This window comes from Bacillus cereus group sp. MYBK139-1 (assembly GCF_051916915.1).
Classification (GTDB): Bacteria; Bacillota; Bacilli; order Bacillales; family Bacillaceae_G; genus Bacillus_A; species Bacillus_A pacificus.
Window position 1 is genome coordinate 1,897,895 of the sequence record NZ_JBQAHO010000001.1, and the last position, 16,340, is coordinate 1,914,234.

The following is a 16,340-nucleotide window of genomic DNA, read 5'->3' on the forward strand; positions in this document are numbered from 1 at the left end:
GCTTGTCCAAAAGCTTCCTGCTACAGCACAAATTTTATAGTCTATTCCTATTCTTAAATCGTAACCATTATGATTTATTATTGATTTTTTCTTTTCCATCATTTAATATAAAACGTAATCATTACGATTTAAAGGAGAGAGTATTTCATGAAAAAAGTACCTATCACTGTATTGAGTGGTTTTTTAGGAGCTGGAAAAACTACCTTACTACATCATATTTTGACTAATAAGAACAACTTAAAAGTAGCTGTTATCGTTAATGATATGAGCGAAGTAAACATTGATGCATCCCTTATCAAAAAAGGTGGTTTTTCACGTACGGAGGAAAAACTAGTAGAAATTCAAAATGGCTGTATTTGTTGCACACTACGAGAGGATTTAATGATAGAAGTGAATCGTCTTGTGGAAAACGGTGATATTGACTATATAGTTATTGAATCTTCCGGTATAAGTGAGCCGATTCCAGTTGCCCAAACGTTTACGTATACAGACGATGTTCTGAACATTGACTTAACAAAAAATTGTCGCCTCGATACAATGGTTACTGTTGTAGATGCAAATAGATTTTGGGATGATTTTGCAGATGGTGAAAGTTTATTAGACCGTAAGCAGGCAATTGATGAAAACGATACTCGGGAAGTTATTGATTTATTAATAGATCAAATTGAGTTTGCAAATGTAATTCTCCTTAATAAGATAGACCTACTAGAAAAAGAAGATGTGAGAGAGCTCCATCATTTACTTAAGAAATTAAATCCTAGTGCAAAAATTATTGAAACTTCATTTAGCAACGTACCACTGCAAGAAATTTTGAATACAAACTTATTCAATTATGAGGAAGCGAGTCAATCGGCGGGTTGGATACAAGAATTAAATAGTGAACATCATACACCTGAAACTGAAGAATATGGCATCAATTCCTTTGTGTATCGCCGTAAATATCCTTTCCATCCTGAACGCCTTATGAATTGGCTAGAAAAATGGCCTGTGGATGTCGTAAGAGCAAAAGGCTTTTTCTGGCTCGCATCACGTAATAATATGATAGGGCTTCTATCTCAAGCGGGTTCCTCTATTACAATTCAAGGAGCCGGTGAATGGATAGCGGCATTACCTGAAACTGAAAGAAATCAAATTATTACAGAAGAACCCGAAGTATTGAAAAGCTGGAACGAGCGATATGGAGATCGAATAACCGAACTCGTATTTATCGGAATTGATATGAACCGTTCTTTAATTGAACAATCATTAGATGATTGTCTATTAACAGAAAAAGAAATGGCACAAAACTGGGATACATTCATTGATCCTATTCCAGCTTTTACTTACACTTCATAATTTAAAATAGAAAGGCTTCCGTAAACGAAAGCCTTTTTATTTTATCGTTCTCTTATTTAACAAACTTCTTTAATCTGAATAACAGCTTTACACCAAGCGAGAATTTTCAGTTTATTTTTTATTCATTTCGTGATATATTGCATATTGTATACGATATATTTTTTGAAAGGAGGAATCAATACATGATGAATCCAAATCGTTTAAAAGGAATCATTATGGTTGTAATTGGTGCTTGTTTATGGGGATTATCTGGAACAGCTGCACAACAACTTTTTCAATATGAACATGTTTCTACTGAATGGTTAGTTACAATTCGATTGCTTATATCGGGCGTTATCTTGCTCATTATTTCATCATTCGGAACGAGAAAAAAAGAAATATTCAGCATATGGAAACAAAGATCTGATGCTACTAAAATGATATTGTTTGGCCTATTCGGTATGCTTGCTGTACAATACACGTACTTCGCTTCTATTAAAGAAGGAAATGCTGCCGTTGCAACATTATTGCAATATTTAGCTCCTATATTTATTACTGTATACTTACTTTTCAAATGGAACGTTCGTCCATCAAAAATTGATTTTATTTCAATTGTCCTTTCATTAGTAGGCACTTTCCTCTTACTAACAAACGGGTCTGTTCATAACTTAGCTGTTTCTACACCAGCTATCGTTTGGGGTATTTTATCTGGATTATCTCTTGCTTTTTATAGTTTATATTCAAAAGAATTACTAGATAGATGGTCTTCCTCAGTTATCGTTGGATGGGGCATGATTATTGGGGGTATTGGTGTAACGATTGTACACTTTATTACTACGAAAGAATTCATTTTATTGTCAACGATGAAATATGTAAAACTAAATACCTTACCGCTCATCACATTTGTCATCATTTTCGGGACACTCATCGCATTTTATTTATACTTAGACAGCATACGATACTTAACCCCGAAAGAAACGACATTATTCGGTTGTACAGAACCACTCGCAGCTATTATTTCTTCTGTACTTATATTACATGTACCATTTCAATCTTTTCAGTTATTAGGGGCCCTTTGTGTCATTGTAATGGTGCTTATCTTAAGCCAAAAACCGGATGAAGGGAAACCCGAATTAAAGCTTGTTCATGAGAAAAAGGAAAATATACAATGAAAGGATTGAATTCACTATGCCTATCCCTCAAAATAATAAAAAGCTAGGAAGAGTTTCAGCAAAATCACTCGTTTTAAATCAACTACAAGATTGGATTATTGAAGGTGTACTGAAGCCCAATGAAAAAATTAATGATGGGGAACTGGCTGAAGCACTAGGAGTAAGCAGAACACCTGTAAGAGAAGCGCTTCAAATATTAGAGCTTTCTGGATTAGTGGAAATGGTACCTGGACAAAAAACAAAAATTGCTCCTATTCAGTTAGACGACATTCCGATCATTTATGAGACGATGGCTGGTCTTCACTCTATTATAGGAAAACAAGCACTTCAAAATATTACAGAAGCTGATTTGAAACTACTTTCTGAAATAAATGATGATTTTCAGTGCTCTATAGAGAAACAAAACACAAAACAAGCTTTACAACTAGATATACAATTTCACAATACCATTTCTTCTATTGCTAAAAATCAATATATTGAACCCTTTCTAGAAAATATGCAACTTCACGTCTTACGCCTTGAATATTTGTTTTTCCAAAACTTTATTCCAGCAAGTCAATCTATTGAAGAACATCACTCTATCATTCAAGCATTACAGAAGCAGGATGAAAAACAAATGGAACAAATGATGACTCAAAACTGGCTCCGTCCAATGAAAGAAATACAAAAAATAATTTCTACGAAATAAAGTGAAACTTTAATCAGTGGGGGTTTTGTTGATCCCTCACCTAACTTCTTTCCTTCCGCTGAATTTTGAGGTGGGGGGTCTTACTTCCCGGCAAATAGCGGGATAAAAAGAGAGCTGGCTACACAAAATCGTAACCAGCTCTCTTTTTACTAATATATATAGCTATGCCTGAATATCTGCATAATCTTCCATATCTTCGTACTCTTTTTCCAATTCCTCTAAAGACAGCTCGTATAATTGTCGGTCACGAATTTTAAACACACCTGCTCCAATTAACTCATCAATTAAATGCCTCTTACGATTTTCAACAGCAAAACGGAGTTGACTACTCATCTTTTAAAAAACTCCTTTCTACGATCATTGAAAATGATAATCTTTATCAATTACCACTTTTGATTATAAAAGATGACTCTTTATAAGTAAAGTAATTTAATGAAATATTTACCTTACAAAGTATTTGTGGCCACATTATATATATGTATGCCGCGCGAAAAATGTTATGACACTTTTTCTTATCCTTTTTCTTTCATACTTTGCAAGTTGTCTCACTATGATTAAATTCACCATCTATTTCTACTTGAATGGTGACATGTTCTACATGAAACTTCTCTTTTAATACATCCGTAGCCTCTTTTAATACACTTTGTGTTTCATTTCCTTTAATAATCAAGTGGCAAGTTAATATTTGAAAATCCGATGTGACAGACCATATGTGCAAATCATGAACTTCTTTTACAACCGGAATATTTAATAATGTACTTTTTACCTCTTCCACATTTATGTGTTGTGGTGCACCTTCCATTAATATATGGACCGTATCACGTGTTACACGCCATCCACTAATAATGACTAAAATAGACACAAGAATACTAGCAATCGCATCTGCAGCAGTCCATCCAAAAAACTTAATAAGTAACGCAGCAATTATCGCTCCGACTGACCCTAATAGATCTCCTAATACGTGTAAGAAAGCACTTCTTAAATTTAAATTGCCCTTCACATCTCCGCCTCTCATTAATATCCAAGCTGATAAAATATTAATAAGCAGACCAAGTACAGCAATGATGAGCATCCCATTACTAGCAATCTCAACTGGTTCTGTAAAACGGCGAATTGCTTCAATAAAAATGTATATTGAAATGACAATAAGAACGACACCGTTACATAATGCCGCTAACATTTCGACTCGCTTATATCCATATGTTTTCGCAGTTGTTGCTGTTTTTTCTCCGAGCTTAAACGCAAGTAAACTTAAAGCTAAAGATACCGCATCACTTAGCATATGCCCCGCGTCAGATAGTAGTGCTAAACTATTTGTTACAAATCCCCCAATAACTTCAGCAATCATAAAACTTGTCGTTAGTAAAAATGCAAGTAATAACGCTTTTTTATTATTAGAATTACCATGATTATGTGAATGTCCCATACTAAGGCTCCTTTAAGGATAATATCTGTACATTAGTATGAAACAAACTCCCCATCTTTATCCCGCTTCCTCTGTATACACACTTCGCTACATTTCAAACAAGTCCTTTTTCTCAACAAAAAATAAGACTACTTCTTTTTCAGCTTCATATTGTTTACTAATGAAAGAATTTTTAAGGAGGTTACGAAAATGAAACGTTTATTTCTCTGTATGGAACGTGAACTTGTTGTAGTGAAAGAACGATATGGTAACTATGAAGCAGCGTATCACTTACAAAATATGCAACCTACCTGTATCGCTGTTGATCCATTTCAAAAGAATCGTGTATATTGCGGCACTTTTGGACGAGGTCTCTGGTTAAGTGACGATAGCGGAGATTCATGGAGACCAATTGGAGATTCTTATCGTTACTTTGATTTCCCAAAAGAAGATGGTATTTTACATTCTTCGATCACTTCCATTACGATAAGCCCGAATGAACAAGTTAACGGCTATGGCGTCGTTTATGCCGGCACAGAACCGAGCGCTTTATTCCGTTCAGAAAATGGTGGTGAAACGTGGACGGAACTGAAAAATATGAAATCATTATTATCTTCTTATACGTGGGCTTTCCCGCCCAGACCTTTTACCCATCATGTCCGCTGGATTACAGTTGACCCAAATAATCCAAATACAATCCATGTTTCAATTGAAGCTGGTGCTGTTATTCAAAGTAACGATAAAGGACATACATGGATTGATAAAAAATTCGGTGCTCCCATCGATGCTCATCAATTACTTATGCACCCTGAAGCTCCAAATCGCCTTTATGCATCATGTGGTGACGGGTTTATGGGCGGACCTGATCGCGCATATCTTGAAAGTTATAACAGTGGAAACAGTTGGATTTCATGCAGTGAAGGGCTTGAACATCGTTATTTATATAGCATGGCTATCGATCCAGCTGATTGCAATACAATTCTCGTTTCTGCCGCACCGAGTGCTGATCTCGCTCATCACCGTGTACCTTATGAATCTTATATTTATCGTAAAACGAAAGATACTCCGTTCGAGCAAGTACAGCAAGGACTACCATCTGCAATTGGTACAGTCATTTCGATGTTTGCGACAAATCCAGCAGAACGACACACGTTTTACACTTTAAATAACAACGGTGTGTTTCAATCCACTGATAGCGGCGAATCGTGGGAACAACTAAACATTCCGTGGAAAGATGAGTATAAAGCGCAGCATCCGCATGCATTACTTGTAGCTAGTTCTTAACTAAAAAAAGACTGCCTAACGGTTTTAGGCAGTCTCTCTTCTATTTCTTTAAATCAATGACAATATCATCTAAAACAATATCTTTACTCTTCGCTTCTTTTTTCGGTACTTCTATTTTCTTCTCTTTCCCATTCACATACTCCACTCCACCATGATTTTCAGGTGTATGAACTCGCAAGTGTACGCGAGGTGTAACGATAAGTTTTGTTGCATTTTCGTTTAATTTTTTGAATGTAGCACTCCAACTACTTTTATGTGGCTCCGCTACTGTACTACTTCCGCCATTTCCTTCACCAGCATAATGATTTCCTAAATCATCTTTTATTTCTAACTCAACATCCGCACTATCCCATATACTTCTTAATGCCTTAGATTCTTCCTGATTGAAAAAAACGATATATGACATCGGGGTTACTTCCATTTTGTCTATATTTACTTTTATTAATTCATTTTCAGAAACCTTATTAACTTTTAATTCCTTACTATCCATTGCTTTTAAACTAAGCGCGAAATTCCAGTTCCCCTTTATTGCATTACCTTTATAATCCAACTCAATTGCCTCTATATCCCACCAAACATTTGCAACATCTAACCTTTCCCTACCATGACCACTCATCGTAGTCATACCTACATATTGTCCCTCTCCAACTTTTGTAATGTTCGAACTACCTCCTCCGCCATTAAAGCCCCTAACTTGCGGACTTCCAAATGGGAACGGCTTCTCTCCTAAATCTTTTTCGCTTTCAATAGAATATGTGATTGTAATTGTTCTACCATCAAACACAGCATCATTAATGGTAACCTTAACCCCATTACTCTCCCTCGTCATATTCAATTCAGTCGAAAACTCTTTATAATTTTCATATAACCCTGTTCTACCATTATCTAAAAATCGGAATATATCACCTACAATTGGCAATCCCCCAGCATATGTAGGAAACCCGATACCAAGCGTTGCAACTGATAATCCTACTAAAATAGATGCAGCAGCGACACCTTTTTTCCAACTTTTTATCTTTTTCTTCGTACGAATAGATTGTTTTAAGTTGCGCTTCACTTTTTCTTTTTCAATTTCAGAAGCCTCAATTTCCTCAAATTCTTTTTCATCTATATCAATATCATTTAATAGTTCATAAATGTCTTTCATATTGCACTACCTCCAAAACTAATATTCGTAGCATTTTGTTGTAGTTTCTTTTTCCCCCGGTACACTCGATTATCGATCGCTGCCCGGGTTAACCCTAACTTGTCACCTATTTCCTCTGTCTTCATACCGAGTAAATATTTCATAATGAACACTTTTTGATCTAACGGTTCTAATTGATTAATAAGCATCAATAATTCTTCTCTATCTTCCATAACAATTAATTCATCTTCCGCTGACTTTTCCGTACTAATATGAAACTCATCCGAAATAATTTCTACTTTTTTAGTTGCCTTCCGGTAATAATCAATTGCTTTAAACTTCGCAATCGCTGCAATCCATTTTTTAAAATCACTCGGCTCTCCATGAAACTTATTTGCGTTATTCCAAATGGATAGGAAAATATCATTTACACATTCCTCTATGAGTCCATCATTTTGAACTGGAAAAAGAACTTTTTGCGTGATTCCCTTGATGAGTGGTAAATATGTATCGACAACAAATTCTAGCGCATCTTCTTTTTGTCGCTGTAATCTTTTTATATAATTTTTCTCATTTGATTTCATGTAGCGATTCCCCTTATTTTTTTGTAAAAGCTTTTACACCCTATATAACGTCTAAAAAAATATTTTCTCTCATCTTTTTATTATCTTTTGTATGTAATGGAATACTTTCCCTTAGCCATTGTCTCACATAACTATACATTCAAAGAAAATTTTCTCAAGTCTGCAATTTGATTCATGTAGTACACTATTTATATAGTCATTCTTTAACTTAGTGTACATTTTATTTCGTTAATCTACTTTTAAAAATTAGGAGATGAGATGTGTATGTGCGGAATTACAGGTTGGGTAAATTGGAATAAGGACCTTTCCAATGAACATGTTATTTTAGAAAAGATGGCACATAGTATTCAGCATCGTGGTCCTGATGCTGAAGGATTTTGGTTTTCACCTCGTGCGGCCTTTGCACACCGGCGTTTAATTGTAATTGATCCAGAAGGCGGAGCACAGCCGAAGACATTTCGTGCTGGTGATTATACGTATGCTCTTACTTATAATGGAGAAATTTATAATTTCCGTGAGCTTAGAGAGCAACTTCAAAAATGCGGTCATGCATTTGAAACGCATTCAGATACAGAAGTGTTACTACATGCTTATTTAGAATGGAAAGAAGACTGCGTACAACATTTAAATGGAATTTTCGCTTTCGCCTTATGGGATGATCAGAAGCAACAATTATTTTTAGCACGTGATCATTTAGGCGTAAAGCCACTCTTTTACACAGAAAGAAATGACAGCATTATTTTCGGATCTGAAATTAAAGCATTATTAGCGCATCCATCTGTTCCTACTGAAATTGATGCGGATGGCATAAATGAAATATTTGGATTAGGCTTATTTCGAACTCCAGGATGTGGCGTCTTTAAACATATTGAAGAAGTGCGTGCTGGACATTCTATAACATTTACACGTGATAAAAAAGTAGTTACGAAGTATTGGAATTTAGAAAGTAAAGCTCATACAGACTCTACTGAAGATACAGCATCACATATTTTATCTATTTTACAAGATACAGTAAAAAGACAATTAATTGCCGATGTTCCTCTCGTCTGTATGTTATCAGGAGGATTAGATTCTAGCGGGATTACTGCACTAGCCGGGAAAGAATTTGCTGCTGAAAATAAAACACTTCATACGTATTCCATTGACTTTGTAAATAGCGCAAAAGATTTCGAACTGACATTTGCTCGCACTGGTTTAGACGCTCCTTGGGTAAAACGCGTTTCTGAACATGTAGGGACATCTCATCATGATATTATTGTGAATGCTGAAGAATTAGCAAATCACTTATTCGTTCCCCTCCATGCAAAAGATTTACCGAGTGCTGGTGAAATGGAAACTTCACTATATTTACTATTTTGCGAAATGAAAAAAGATGCGACCGTAGCTTTATCTGGCGAATCTGCTGATGAAGTATTCGGTGGATACCCTTGGTTTCATCAAGAAGAATTACTATATGTAGATAAGTTTCCTTGGCTAACAAATTGGAAAAATACATCTCCTCTTCTACTACATGAAGTAAGTAACCAATGTAATCTAGAAGAATATATTGATACACGATTCCAAGAAGCGATACTTGAAGTACCTACTCTTGAAGGCGAAAGTAAAAAATCTGCGAAACAACGTCAAATGTTTTATTTATTTTTAACGAGATTTCTTCCGTTCTTACTTGACCGTAAAGACCGTATGAGTATGGCCGTAGGATTTGAAGTTCGTGTACCGTTTTGTGATTATAGATTAGTTGAATATTTATGGAACGTTCCTTTCAACATAAAAAGCATTGATAATATTGAAAAAGGCATTTTACGTAGAGCATTAAAGCCTGCTTTACCTGATGATGTACGGAATAGAAGAAAAAGTGCGTATCCAACTTCACAAGACCCACATTATTTACAAACAATCCGTCATTTATCACTCGACATGTGTAGTAATAAAAACAATCCTATTTTCTCTCTTATTAATCATTCCACATTACTTGCTATTGCCGATCAGAGTAATAAAGAAATTAACAATTTCGAAGCAAGAAGTGCTATGGAATATATGTTACAAGTTAACGAATGGTTAAAAACGTATCACATCCATATTGCTTAACAAAAAGGAGTTCAAGGATAAAAACCTTGAACTCCTTTTATATTAATTAGCACATCGTTTATTTTCAGTGTCAATGGACCATCCAATAATTGTGGCACAATCTCTACCTTTCCACTGCAGTACATTTGTTAATACTGGCTCAATCTGTAAGCAACTTCCGTCGTGTAATATTTCTATTAAAGATTGGTCATCATCAAACCTTCGTTTATCACACTCTAAAATACCGTCCGTTGCCATTACGATGTGATTCATTCCTTTTTCTAATCCTCTTACACCTGACGTAAAACAAGGTGTATTTGCTGCAAAAATATTTTTCCTACCAATATATTCGTAATTCTTCCGTTTATTTAATCGCCCTTTACCATTTTTCGTTTTCTCAGAATGGAATAAATATGCGAAACAATCACCGACTGATAACCAATATAAAAATTCACCTTTTCGCAAACAAATTAAGCATGCAAGTTCCTCATCATCTTGATCACATTTTTCAATAAACAACTCATCTGTAAACAACGCTAATAAGTACATATGTGTATGATGAAAAGCTAAATGTATCGGGTAGGAAAATAACTCCTTTAGTTTCTCTTTTCTTTCTGAAATGGCTTCTATTATATAATCAATATTTTTTGTTTTGTGGTGTGTATCAAAAATCATAACAAATTCAAATTGTAATTCAGGATCCCACCAAGCAAGTACCGCATCTCCTCGTTCATATGCATCACTCTCTTGATTTCCTCCATATACGCCGACTGAAAGAGGACCACATTTTTCAACATGTATTTCATCTACATACATCTGTTCATGACTCATCCATTTGAATGTATTCACAGTTTTCATCCTCTCTCTTGCTGAATGTATACCTTTACACATAGATTACCTTATATTTCAATAAAAATAAACTTTTTCAACATTTTTTATCCAAATAAAAGGATTTTACTTCTTTAATAACGAATATATCTTATTATACGATATAAAAACAGGAGGATTTATTATGAAAGACATCAATCAGCATTGGGAGAGCATTTATTATCACTTACGATATGAATATGAAGACAACCTTTCTCACCAAGCCATTCGTATTTTACAAATCATTTCTCGTGAGAAAGATATAACAATTGGAAAAGTCGCTACCGAGCTTACTCTCTCTCATAACACCGCTTCTGAACACGTAAAGCGCCTTATTCAAAAAGGGTATATCATGAAAGAAAGAAACAAACAAGATGAAAGAGTTGTGAACCTTACTTTAACGAAAGAAGGCATTGAAGTATTAGAAAAGCATACTTTACTAGATAAAGAAAAGATAAAAATATTAGAATCGCAGTTATCGAAAGAAGAACAACAAGTAATCGAAAGAGCTTTTTCGTTATTAGCGAAGGAGGCAAAGTATGCATTTCCTCGTTAAAGTAATCGTTTCGGCACTTATTATCGGTGTTATTACTGAAGTAGCTAAACATTATAGTACGATTGGCGGGTTTATCGCTGCCCTTCCTCTCGTAAGTTTACTGAGCCTATTTTGGATTTCTTTCGAAGGCGGGAACAAACAAGAATTAAGTCAATTTGCTATAGGCGTATTATATGGGTTTCCTGCATCCGCACTACTATTATTTATCGTCTATATCGGCCTAAAAAACTCATTTTCACTTAGCACATCTGTCCTGTTCGGTATAGGTGTCTGGTGCATCGTTTTCGCTTGTCAAAAATTATTTCAAGCTTAGTTAGGAGGGGTTACTATTTATAAATTTGTAGAGGTATTGGGGCAAACTATAGAAGTATATATGAAAGGAAGTAGTGAACAAACTGTAGTCATTCAAACCGGAATGACTTGCTCATTTTATGATTGGTTTCCTATTATAGAAAAGCTTTCACAGCACTTTACAGTCGTTTCCTACCACCGCCCAGGTTACGGAAAAAGTGAACTAAGGAATCATTCACGTACTACATTACAAGCGACAAAAGAACTTCATATGTTACTACAAAAACTAGATATTCACGAACCAATCATTCTAATCGGTCATTCCTATGGAGGTTTATGTGCACAACATTTTGCCATGTTATATGAAGATAAGTTGCAAGCACTTATTTTAGTTGATTCTACATCCATGAACTTACACCGATTAGATGAACTTCATTTACCAATTTCTGATCAGACTGATTCGGATGATATGTGGCTTCAAAAATATAATACATACTCCAAAATGGATGTAGACATGCTTTCTAATGAACTAAAGCCAATACTCGCTAACCAATCAAGACAGTACATTGAATTTTCTACCTCTCCTACATTATATAAAGCGACAGCTTCTGAACTATCTAGGTGGAAAAATTGTGCTTGCTCAATAAAAGAACTCTATAAAACATTAGAAGTACCTTTAATCGTTATCGGTAGAGACCCTCAATATTCTATTACTCAGTTGACTGAGGGCGGCATGCAAAAAGAGGAAGCGACACAACTTGAAGCAATGTGGCAAGAACTGATTCATGAACAATTACAACTCTCAATAAACAGCCAATATATACTTGCCGAACATGCTGGCCACGGAATTGAAAATGATCGACCAGATATTATCATTGAAGCGGTTCACTCCCTAAAAATAAAAAAAGGAAGCAACTAAAGCTGCTTCCTTACTTATCTATTCATAATCTTCTTCATCATCGATTTCTTCGTAATACGCATTACCATTACTTACATATATAGGGCCATTCGCAACATCAATACGTAATACCCATGCCCACGGCACAGCTAAACGCTTATGTATTGCTCGCCAAAAGCTCATTGATTTTCTTTCGTACTCCTGGAACTCCTGAAGTAACTCTTTGTAGGAGGAACCGTCTAACTGAATATTTGTTTCTAACAAACGAGAATGGGCATAGTACTGCAGCTCTAGTTCAGCAGCAATTTCCATTTCTTCTTCCGTTGCCATGCCAATAATTGTTCCATCTGGTGGTACAATTTCATATACGTTGTGAACTTCAATAAGCCCTTCTTTCTCTTTCTCAAACATGTAAACAGCCTCCTTTAACATATTTTTTATGTTACAAAGTCATACTTCTACAATAATATCTCTCTTTCCTCTTTTTTTGATAAACTTTTACAAATTATTTATCTGATGACCCGTATTCTCTATCCTTTCGGCAGAAACTAAATCCTCATTATGAAAATTCAACTTAAATATATCGGGCATACGAATTGTTTTCCAAAATCGAAAATCATATTTTGAATCAAAATAATTCATGAGTAATACCATAATATTCCCATGAGTTCCTATTACAATATTCTTATCTTCATATGTTTTTAATATATTTTGCATACATATTACAGCACGCCTTTGCGCTACATCATTCGATTCTCCGCCTTCGTGTGCAAAATCCCAATCTTCCCACACCTTTTGGACCGCATCATTAAAATCTGCTACTGGCTCTGAACTTAATAACCTTTCTCGTAAATCTTCTTCTATTTGTATCGATACATGATATGTATTCGCAATTCCTTGTACAGTTTGAACTGCTCTTTTGTACGGGCTAGAAATCACTACATCAATATGTTTATCTTTTAATAAGCTTGTTACATTCTCTGCATCCAAGTGTCCTTTTTCAGATAAAGGACGCTCCCGTTCTTCTTTTGTATAGGTAGAATGGGCATGGCGAACGAAATATATTGTTGTCATTTATTCATCTCCTTTTTCCGTTTCTACCCAAATTCAATACATTACCATCAAATCCCTTTATCTTTATAATAAGTGCTTTCAAATTTAAATGTTGGTTTTCATATTAATAAAAGGAAAGACCTCTATGGTATTTCCCTCATTTAAAATAGACTACATTCAATTAAATACTTTATCAATTTTATTTCTGTCGTATTCTAATATCCAATCATTATATGTATGATACATATTCCTAATTGTATTAGGAGAGGTAGCTAATACATCACAACCTCTATCATCATAAATGTGAAATATAGTATTCTTATTAATATTTATGAAATACACCCTATGAAAAATACGCGGTTTTATTCCCATATCTTGATTACAAATTGCTTTTATCATAGGAATGTATTTCAAGTCTGAAACTTTACATTTCAAAGTATATCTATGTGTTTTATATACCCCGTCTTCATCGTCTTCTGGAAAAACATAAGGGATTGTATTTTTCTGTAACTTAAACAAATCAGACTTCTCTTTTACATACTTAGAAAAGATATTCAATTTGTGTTTGAAAGTTTCACCGTCTGCATAGTCATCTACATCCACTACAATATACATATCGTCTGTTTCGGAATGTAAAGACTGAAATAAAGTAATGGCTCTATTATAAACGCCTTCTAAATATGGGCAGTTTTCATAAATGTTATTGTAATCATAGTTCATACCTAATTTAAAGCGAATACCAATAGCCCAACTATAAAATAGAGGTGGTCTAAGTTCTAAATTGGGAAACGTTTCAAGCATATACTCCTTCAACCTCATCTCAACACCTACCTTTAATAGCATCTTGTTTACATAATAAAATTATTCTATTATAATTTATTTCTAAATTCCTCACTTGTTATAATATCTCGAATAAAATAGTCTACATTATTTTTCAACTTTTGATATGCAATTTGATCTTCTATATCGTTAAACATAATGACAACTTCTACTCTATTCCCTTTCTTATCTGTACTATACAAACTTTTTGTCAATACGAATGCGGTAGAGCCACCTTTTTGACCAGCATATTCAAACTTACTATTTTTAACTGTTCCTTTGAAAATGTTCTCGATTTCTTCTTGCATTGATTTTGGAAAATACTTTCTACTATTTATCTTTTCCATTATACTCATATAATCTTTAGCGTTTGCTCCCACTAATCGATCTGACCAAATTCGCTGAAATTCCATATCTACCTTTAATGGAATATCCCGTTTTTTCCATTCTTCTTCATCTTTCATCCATTCCTGTATTTGTAACACATGCTTATTATATTCATCTTTTGACATGTTACGTAACGTTTTTAATGACTGATTTTCTGGCACATGAAGTTCTTTTTCTACGTATCCTCTCATATATAGTGCAGCCGTATAAGAAGTAAACTTATCATGACTAGTAAGCTCTAACTCTTTTATACTTTCATTTACTCTTTCTATTCCAAGCTTTTCTAACAAATATGTCGTATTTGCATTAGAACTATAATGAATCATACCTTTAGCGACTTCTTCTAAAGCGATTTGTCCATTTTTCACTAACTTTCTAGCTTCAGCGTCTTCTAACCAGTCAGGATGCGCTCCACCATCAGTGTTTTTAACGTAATATTTTTCTAGATCCTGTAATGAAATTTGTTCATCTCGGCTTATTTTTCCTTCTGACACTTGCTTAGCAAATTCAACTGCTATTACGATTTTTGCCATACTCGCTAATGGTAATTTTACATTTTCATTTATGGATATTACTACTTCCCCATTTTTCCTAATTAATAATGAACATGTTTTATCACCTTTATGTTCTTTTATGTACTGTAATACGTAATTAGGATCTTCTTTTGACAAATAGTACTTCGTAATGACAAAGAAAGCTATAACGGCTACTATAATGACTCCTGCAACAATTCCTATAATTTTTAATATGTTCACAATATACCCCCTCTCATACATTCCCTTCTATATTATAATTATAGCGAATCTAATTACAAAATTATACAAAATAGAATAACTCTTCCTAAAAAAGAAAGAGTTATTCTATTTCACATGAAGTTATTTGCCCATTTAACGTAACCACTATATTTGAGTCGCCACTTTCTTTAACACCTTTTATTCGATTTAAGTTAGAGGGACCAATTACAACTGACTCCTTAATTGGCGAAAGGTCTTTCCCTAATTTTTCCGCACTTACACCGTATGCCGCTTGAAATACTTCTGGTGGTGTTAATCTAAGTATGTCTGATCCTTCTGCTGTTTCAAACTGATCGTTATTGAAGAACAAATGTAATTGTACTTCTTCTGTTACCGCTGTGATCCAATGCCACCATCCCATTGGAATAAAGACAGTTTGCCCCGCTTTCATATGATAATTTTGCAATTGATTCGTTTCCGGATTTAAAATGGATGTAACTGCTTCTCCTGATACTACAACATCTAACTCCCACGCATTCGGATGCCAATGTGGTTCCCGCATATGCCCTTTTGTCATAAATAAATCAACAAACGCTCCTCCTATCATGGCTGGTAACTGCGTTGACGTAACTTCATATGCAACGTTTTTCTCATCCCTTTTAAAAAAGATATTTTTTCTCGAATCAAAGAAAAGGTTTGGAGTTCCTGAGCTTTTCTTTAAATTTTTATTATCTGGAACATAACCTGAACTACTCATTTTATCCCTCTTTTCCACTCCGAACATTTCCATCTTCACACTGTATCGTATGGAAAAAATGTATGAATGTGCCTAATCATTCACATAACAAAAAAACATGCCTTCATAAGGAGAGCATGTTTTGTGATATTTTTCACATTATTTAGCTAAAAATAAACTTTTTACTTACCATGATGTAACATTAAATCACTAAGTTCTTCTTCAATGTGATTTAATTTCGCAACGCCTTCTTTCCATTTATGAATATAACGTGAAACCCCAACGAAAAATAAAACGATAATTGTGGAAAGAATAATACCATACACGATTGTTACAGTACTCATAGTTACACTTCCTTA

19 protein-coding genes are annotated in these 16,340 nt (G+C 34.5%); 8 read left to right on the plus strand and 11 right to left on the minus strand.

Annotated features, from left to right (window positions below; translation table 11 throughout):
• Positions 1–147 precede the first annotated feature (147 nt).
• From ACTFRS_RS09640 to ACTFRS_RS09650, 3 genes are all read left to right on the plus strand, one after another.
• Entirely contained in the window at positions 148–1,335 is a 1,188-nt protein-coding gene (locus ACTFRS_RS09640; protein ID WP_000757655.1) for a GTP-binding protein, read from the plus strand.
• 185 nt (positions 1,336–1,520) lie between these two features.
• Positions 1,521–2,486, plus strand: a complete 966-nt coding sequence (locus ACTFRS_RS09645; protein WP_242294626.1) for a DMT family transporter — start codon at positions 1,521–1,523, stop codon at positions 2,484–2,486.
• Between the two features lie 16 nt (positions 2,487–2,502).
• On the plus strand, positions 2,503–3,174 hold the full coding sequence (locus tag ACTFRS_RS09650; RefSeq protein ID WP_440023709.1) for a GntR family transcriptional regulator: 672 nt from the start codon (positions 2,503–2,505) through the stop codon (positions 3,172–3,174).
• A gap of 162 nt (positions 3,175–3,336) precedes the next feature.
• On the opposite strand, the gene fbpA is transcribed toward ACTFRS_RS09650, so the two are convergent.
• Complete coding sequence (gene fbpA, locus ACTFRS_RS09655) at positions 3,337–3,507, minus strand: Fur-regulated basic protein FbpA (protein ID WP_000098301.1); 171 nt, start codon at positions 3,505–3,507, stop codon at positions 3,337–3,339.
• Between the two features lie 193 nt (positions 3,508–3,700).
• On the minus strand, positions 3,701–4,600 hold the full coding sequence (locus ACTFRS_RS09660) for a cation diffusion facilitator family transporter (RefSeq protein WP_139867868.1): 900 nt from the start codon (positions 4,598–4,600) through the stop codon (positions 3,701–3,703).
• Positions 4,601–4,789: 189 nt separating this feature from the next.
• On the opposite strand from ACTFRS_RS09660, the gene ACTFRS_RS09665 reads away from it, so the two are divergent.
• Complete coding sequence (locus ACTFRS_RS09665) at positions 4,790–5,863, plus strand: glycosyl hydrolase (RefSeq protein WP_440023708.1); 1,074 nt, start codon at positions 4,790–4,792, stop codon at positions 5,861–5,863.
• A gap of 40 nt (positions 5,864–5,903) precedes the next feature.
• Here ACTFRS_RS09665 and ACTFRS_RS09670 read toward each other — a convergent pair whose 3' ends face one another.
• Both ACTFRS_RS09670 and ACTFRS_RS09675 read right to left on the minus strand, forming a co-directional pair.
• A complete protein-coding gene (locus ACTFRS_RS09670) occupies positions 5,904–7,010 on the minus strand; it encodes a DUF4179 domain-containing protein (protein ID WP_242294621.1) in 1,107 nt (368 codons plus the stop codon).
• Positions 7,007–7,573, minus strand: a complete 567-nt coding sequence (locus ACTFRS_RS09675; RefSeq protein WP_440023707.1) for a sigma-70 family RNA polymerase sigma factor — start codon at positions 7,571–7,573, stop codon at positions 7,007–7,009. Before ACTFRS_RS09675 ends, ACTFRS_RS09670 begins: the two co-directional genes overlap by 4 nt.
• A 264-nt stretch (positions 7,574–7,837) precedes the next feature.
• On the opposite strand from ACTFRS_RS09675, the gene asnB reads away from it, so the two are divergent.
• Complete coding sequence (gene asnB / locus ACTFRS_RS09680) at positions 7,838–9,661, plus strand: asparagine synthase (glutamine-hydrolyzing) (protein ID WP_242294620.1); 1,824 nt, start codon at positions 7,838–7,840, stop codon at positions 9,659–9,661.
• Positions 9,662–9,703: 42 nt separating this feature from the next.
• Here the strand turns inward: asnB and ACTFRS_RS09685 are convergent, their stop codons facing one another.
• Positions 9,704–10,531 carry a protein phosphatase 2C domain-containing protein gene (locus tag ACTFRS_RS09685; protein WP_139867878.1) on the minus strand — a complete coding sequence of 276 codons (828 nt, stop codon included), beginning with the start codon at positions 10,529–10,531 and terminating at the stop codon, positions 9,704–9,706.
• A gap of 121 nt (positions 10,532–10,652) precedes the next feature.
• Here ACTFRS_RS09685 and ACTFRS_RS09690 point away from each other — a divergent pair, with 121 nt between their 5' ends.
• Genes ACTFRS_RS09690 through ACTFRS_RS09700 form a run of 3 tightly spaced genes read left to right on the plus strand, consistent with a single transcriptional unit; the run spans position 10,653 to position 12,273 of the window.
• On the plus strand, positions 10,653–11,063 hold the full coding sequence (locus ACTFRS_RS09690; RefSeq protein ID WP_016717103.1) for a MarR family winged helix-turn-helix transcriptional regulator: 411 nt from the start codon (positions 10,653–10,655) through the stop codon (positions 11,061–11,063).
• Positions 11,047–11,376 (plus strand): DUF3147 family protein, encoded by a 330-nt coding sequence (locus ACTFRS_RS09695; RefSeq protein WP_000545632.1) that lies wholly within the window; start codon positions 11,047–11,049, stop codon positions 11,374–11,376. The genes ACTFRS_RS09690 and ACTFRS_RS09695 overlap by 17 nt, the downstream gene beginning before the upstream one ends.
• A gap of 60 nt (positions 11,377–11,436) precedes the next feature.
• Positions 11,437–12,273: an alpha/beta hydrolase gene (locus tag ACTFRS_RS09700; RefSeq protein ID WP_318160776.1), complete on the plus strand. Its 837-nt coding sequence runs from the start codon at positions 11,437–11,439 to the stop codon at positions 12,271–12,273.
• An 18-nt stretch (positions 12,274–12,291) separates the two neighbouring features.
• Here ACTFRS_RS09700 and ACTFRS_RS09705 read toward each other — a convergent pair whose 3' ends face one another.
• From ACTFRS_RS09705 to ACTFRS_RS09730, 6 genes are all read right to left on the minus strand, one after another.
• A complete protein-coding gene (locus ACTFRS_RS09705) occupies positions 12,292–12,663 on the minus strand; it encodes a hypothetical protein (protein ID WP_098921463.1) in 372 nt (123 codons plus the stop codon).
• A gap of 87 nt (positions 12,664–12,750) precedes the next feature.
• Positions 12,751–13,326 (minus strand): histidine phosphatase family protein, encoded by a 576-nt coding sequence (locus tag ACTFRS_RS09710; protein ID WP_242293512.1) that lies wholly within the window; start codon positions 13,324–13,326, stop codon positions 12,751–12,753.
• Positions 13,327–13,482: 156 nt separating this feature from the next.
• Positions 13,483–14,124 carry a DUF3885 domain-containing protein gene (locus ACTFRS_RS09715; protein ID WP_242293511.1) on the minus strand — a complete coding sequence of 214 codons (642 nt, stop codon included), beginning with the start codon at positions 14,122–14,124 and terminating at the stop codon, positions 13,483–13,485.
• Between the two features lie 50 nt (positions 14,125–14,174).
• Positions 14,175–15,266 carry a serine hydrolase gene (locus ACTFRS_RS09720; protein WP_440023706.1) on the minus strand — a complete coding sequence of 364 codons (1,092 nt, stop codon included), beginning with the start codon at positions 15,264–15,266 and terminating at the stop codon, positions 14,175–14,177.
• A gap of 100 nt (positions 15,267–15,366) precedes the next feature.
• Entirely contained in the window at positions 15,367–16,002 is a 636-nt protein-coding gene (locus ACTFRS_RS09725; protein WP_139867889.1) for a cupin domain-containing protein, read from the minus strand.
• Between the two features lie 161 nt (positions 16,003–16,163).
• Complete coding sequence (locus ACTFRS_RS09730; protein ID WP_000109006.1) at positions 16,164–16,325, minus strand: hypothetical protein; 162 nt, start codon at positions 16,323–16,325, stop codon at positions 16,164–16,166.
• Positions 16,326–16,340 lie beyond the last annotated feature (15 nt).

What these genes read in the sequence shown, in the direction of transcription:
- ACTFRS_RS09640 (WP_000757655.1), top strand. Translation starts at nt 148, where the DNA reads ATGAAAAAAGTACCTATCACTGTATTGAGTGGTTTTTTAGGAGCTGGA.
- ACTFRS_RS09645 (WP_242294626.1), top strand. Translation starts at nt 1,521, where the DNA reads ATGAATCCAAATCGTTTAAAAGGAATCATTATGGTTGTAATTGGTGCT.
- ACTFRS_RS09650 (WP_440023709.1), top strand. Translation starts at nt 2,503, where the DNA reads ATGCCTATCCCTCAAAATAATAAAAAGCTAGGAAGAGTTTCAGCAAAA.
- fbpA (WP_000098301.1), bottom strand. Translation starts at nt 3,507, where the DNA reads ATGAGTAGTCAACTCCGTTTTGCTGTTGAAAATCGTAAGAGGCATTTA.
- ACTFRS_RS09660 (WP_139867868.1), bottom strand. Translation starts at nt 4,600, where the DNA reads ATGGGACATTCACATAATCATGGTAATTCTAATAATAAAAAAGCGTTA.
- ACTFRS_RS09665 (WP_440023708.1), top strand. Translation starts at nt 4,790, where the DNA reads ATGAAACGTTTATTTCTCTGTATGGAACGTGAACTTGTTGTAGTGAAA.
- ACTFRS_RS09670 (WP_242294621.1), bottom strand. Translation starts at nt 7,010, where the DNA reads ATGAAAGACATTTATGAACTATTAAATGATATTGATATAGATGAAAAA.
- ACTFRS_RS09675 (WP_440023707.1), bottom strand. Translation starts at nt 7,573, where the DNA reads ATGAAATCAAATGAGAAAAATTATATAAAAAGATTACAGCGACAAAAA.
- asnB (WP_242294620.1), top strand. Translation starts at nt 7,838, where the DNA reads ATGTGCGGAATTACAGGTTGGGTAAATTGGAATAAGGACCTTTCCAAT.
- ACTFRS_RS09685 (WP_139867878.1), bottom strand. Translation starts at nt 10,531, where the DNA reads ATGTGTAAAGGTATACATTCAGCAAGAGAGAGGATGAAAACTGTGAAT.
- ACTFRS_RS09690 (WP_016717103.1), top strand. Translation starts at nt 10,653, where the DNA reads ATGAAAGACATCAATCAGCATTGGGAGAGCATTTATTATCACTTACGA.
- ACTFRS_RS09695 (WP_000545632.1), top strand. Translation starts at nt 11,047, where the DNA reads ATGCATTTCCTCGTTAAAGTAATCGTTTCGGCACTTATTATCGGTGTT.
- ACTFRS_RS09700 (WP_318160776.1), top strand. Translation starts at nt 11,437, where the DNA reads ATGAAAGGAAGTAGTGAACAAACTGTAGTCATTCAAACCGGAATGACT.
- ACTFRS_RS09705 (WP_098921463.1), bottom strand. Translation starts at nt 12,663, where the DNA reads ATGTTTGAGAAAGAGAAAGAAGGGCTTATTGAAGTTCACAACGTATAT.
- ACTFRS_RS09710 (WP_242293512.1), bottom strand. Translation starts at nt 13,326, where the DNA reads ATGACAACAATATATTTCGTTCGCCATGCCCATTCTACCTATACAAAA.
- ACTFRS_RS09715 (WP_242293511.1), bottom strand. Translation starts at nt 14,124, where the DNA reads ATGAGGTTGAAGGAGTATATGCTTGAAACGTTTCCCAATTTAGAACTT.
- ACTFRS_RS09725 (WP_139867889.1), bottom strand. Translation starts at nt 16,002, where the DNA reads ATGAGTAGTTCAGGTTATGTTCCAGATAATAAAAATTTAAAGAAAAGC.
- ACTFRS_RS09730 (WP_000109006.1), bottom strand. Translation starts at nt 16,325, where the DNA reads ATGAGTACTGTAACAATCGTGTATGGTATTATTCTTTCCACAATTATC.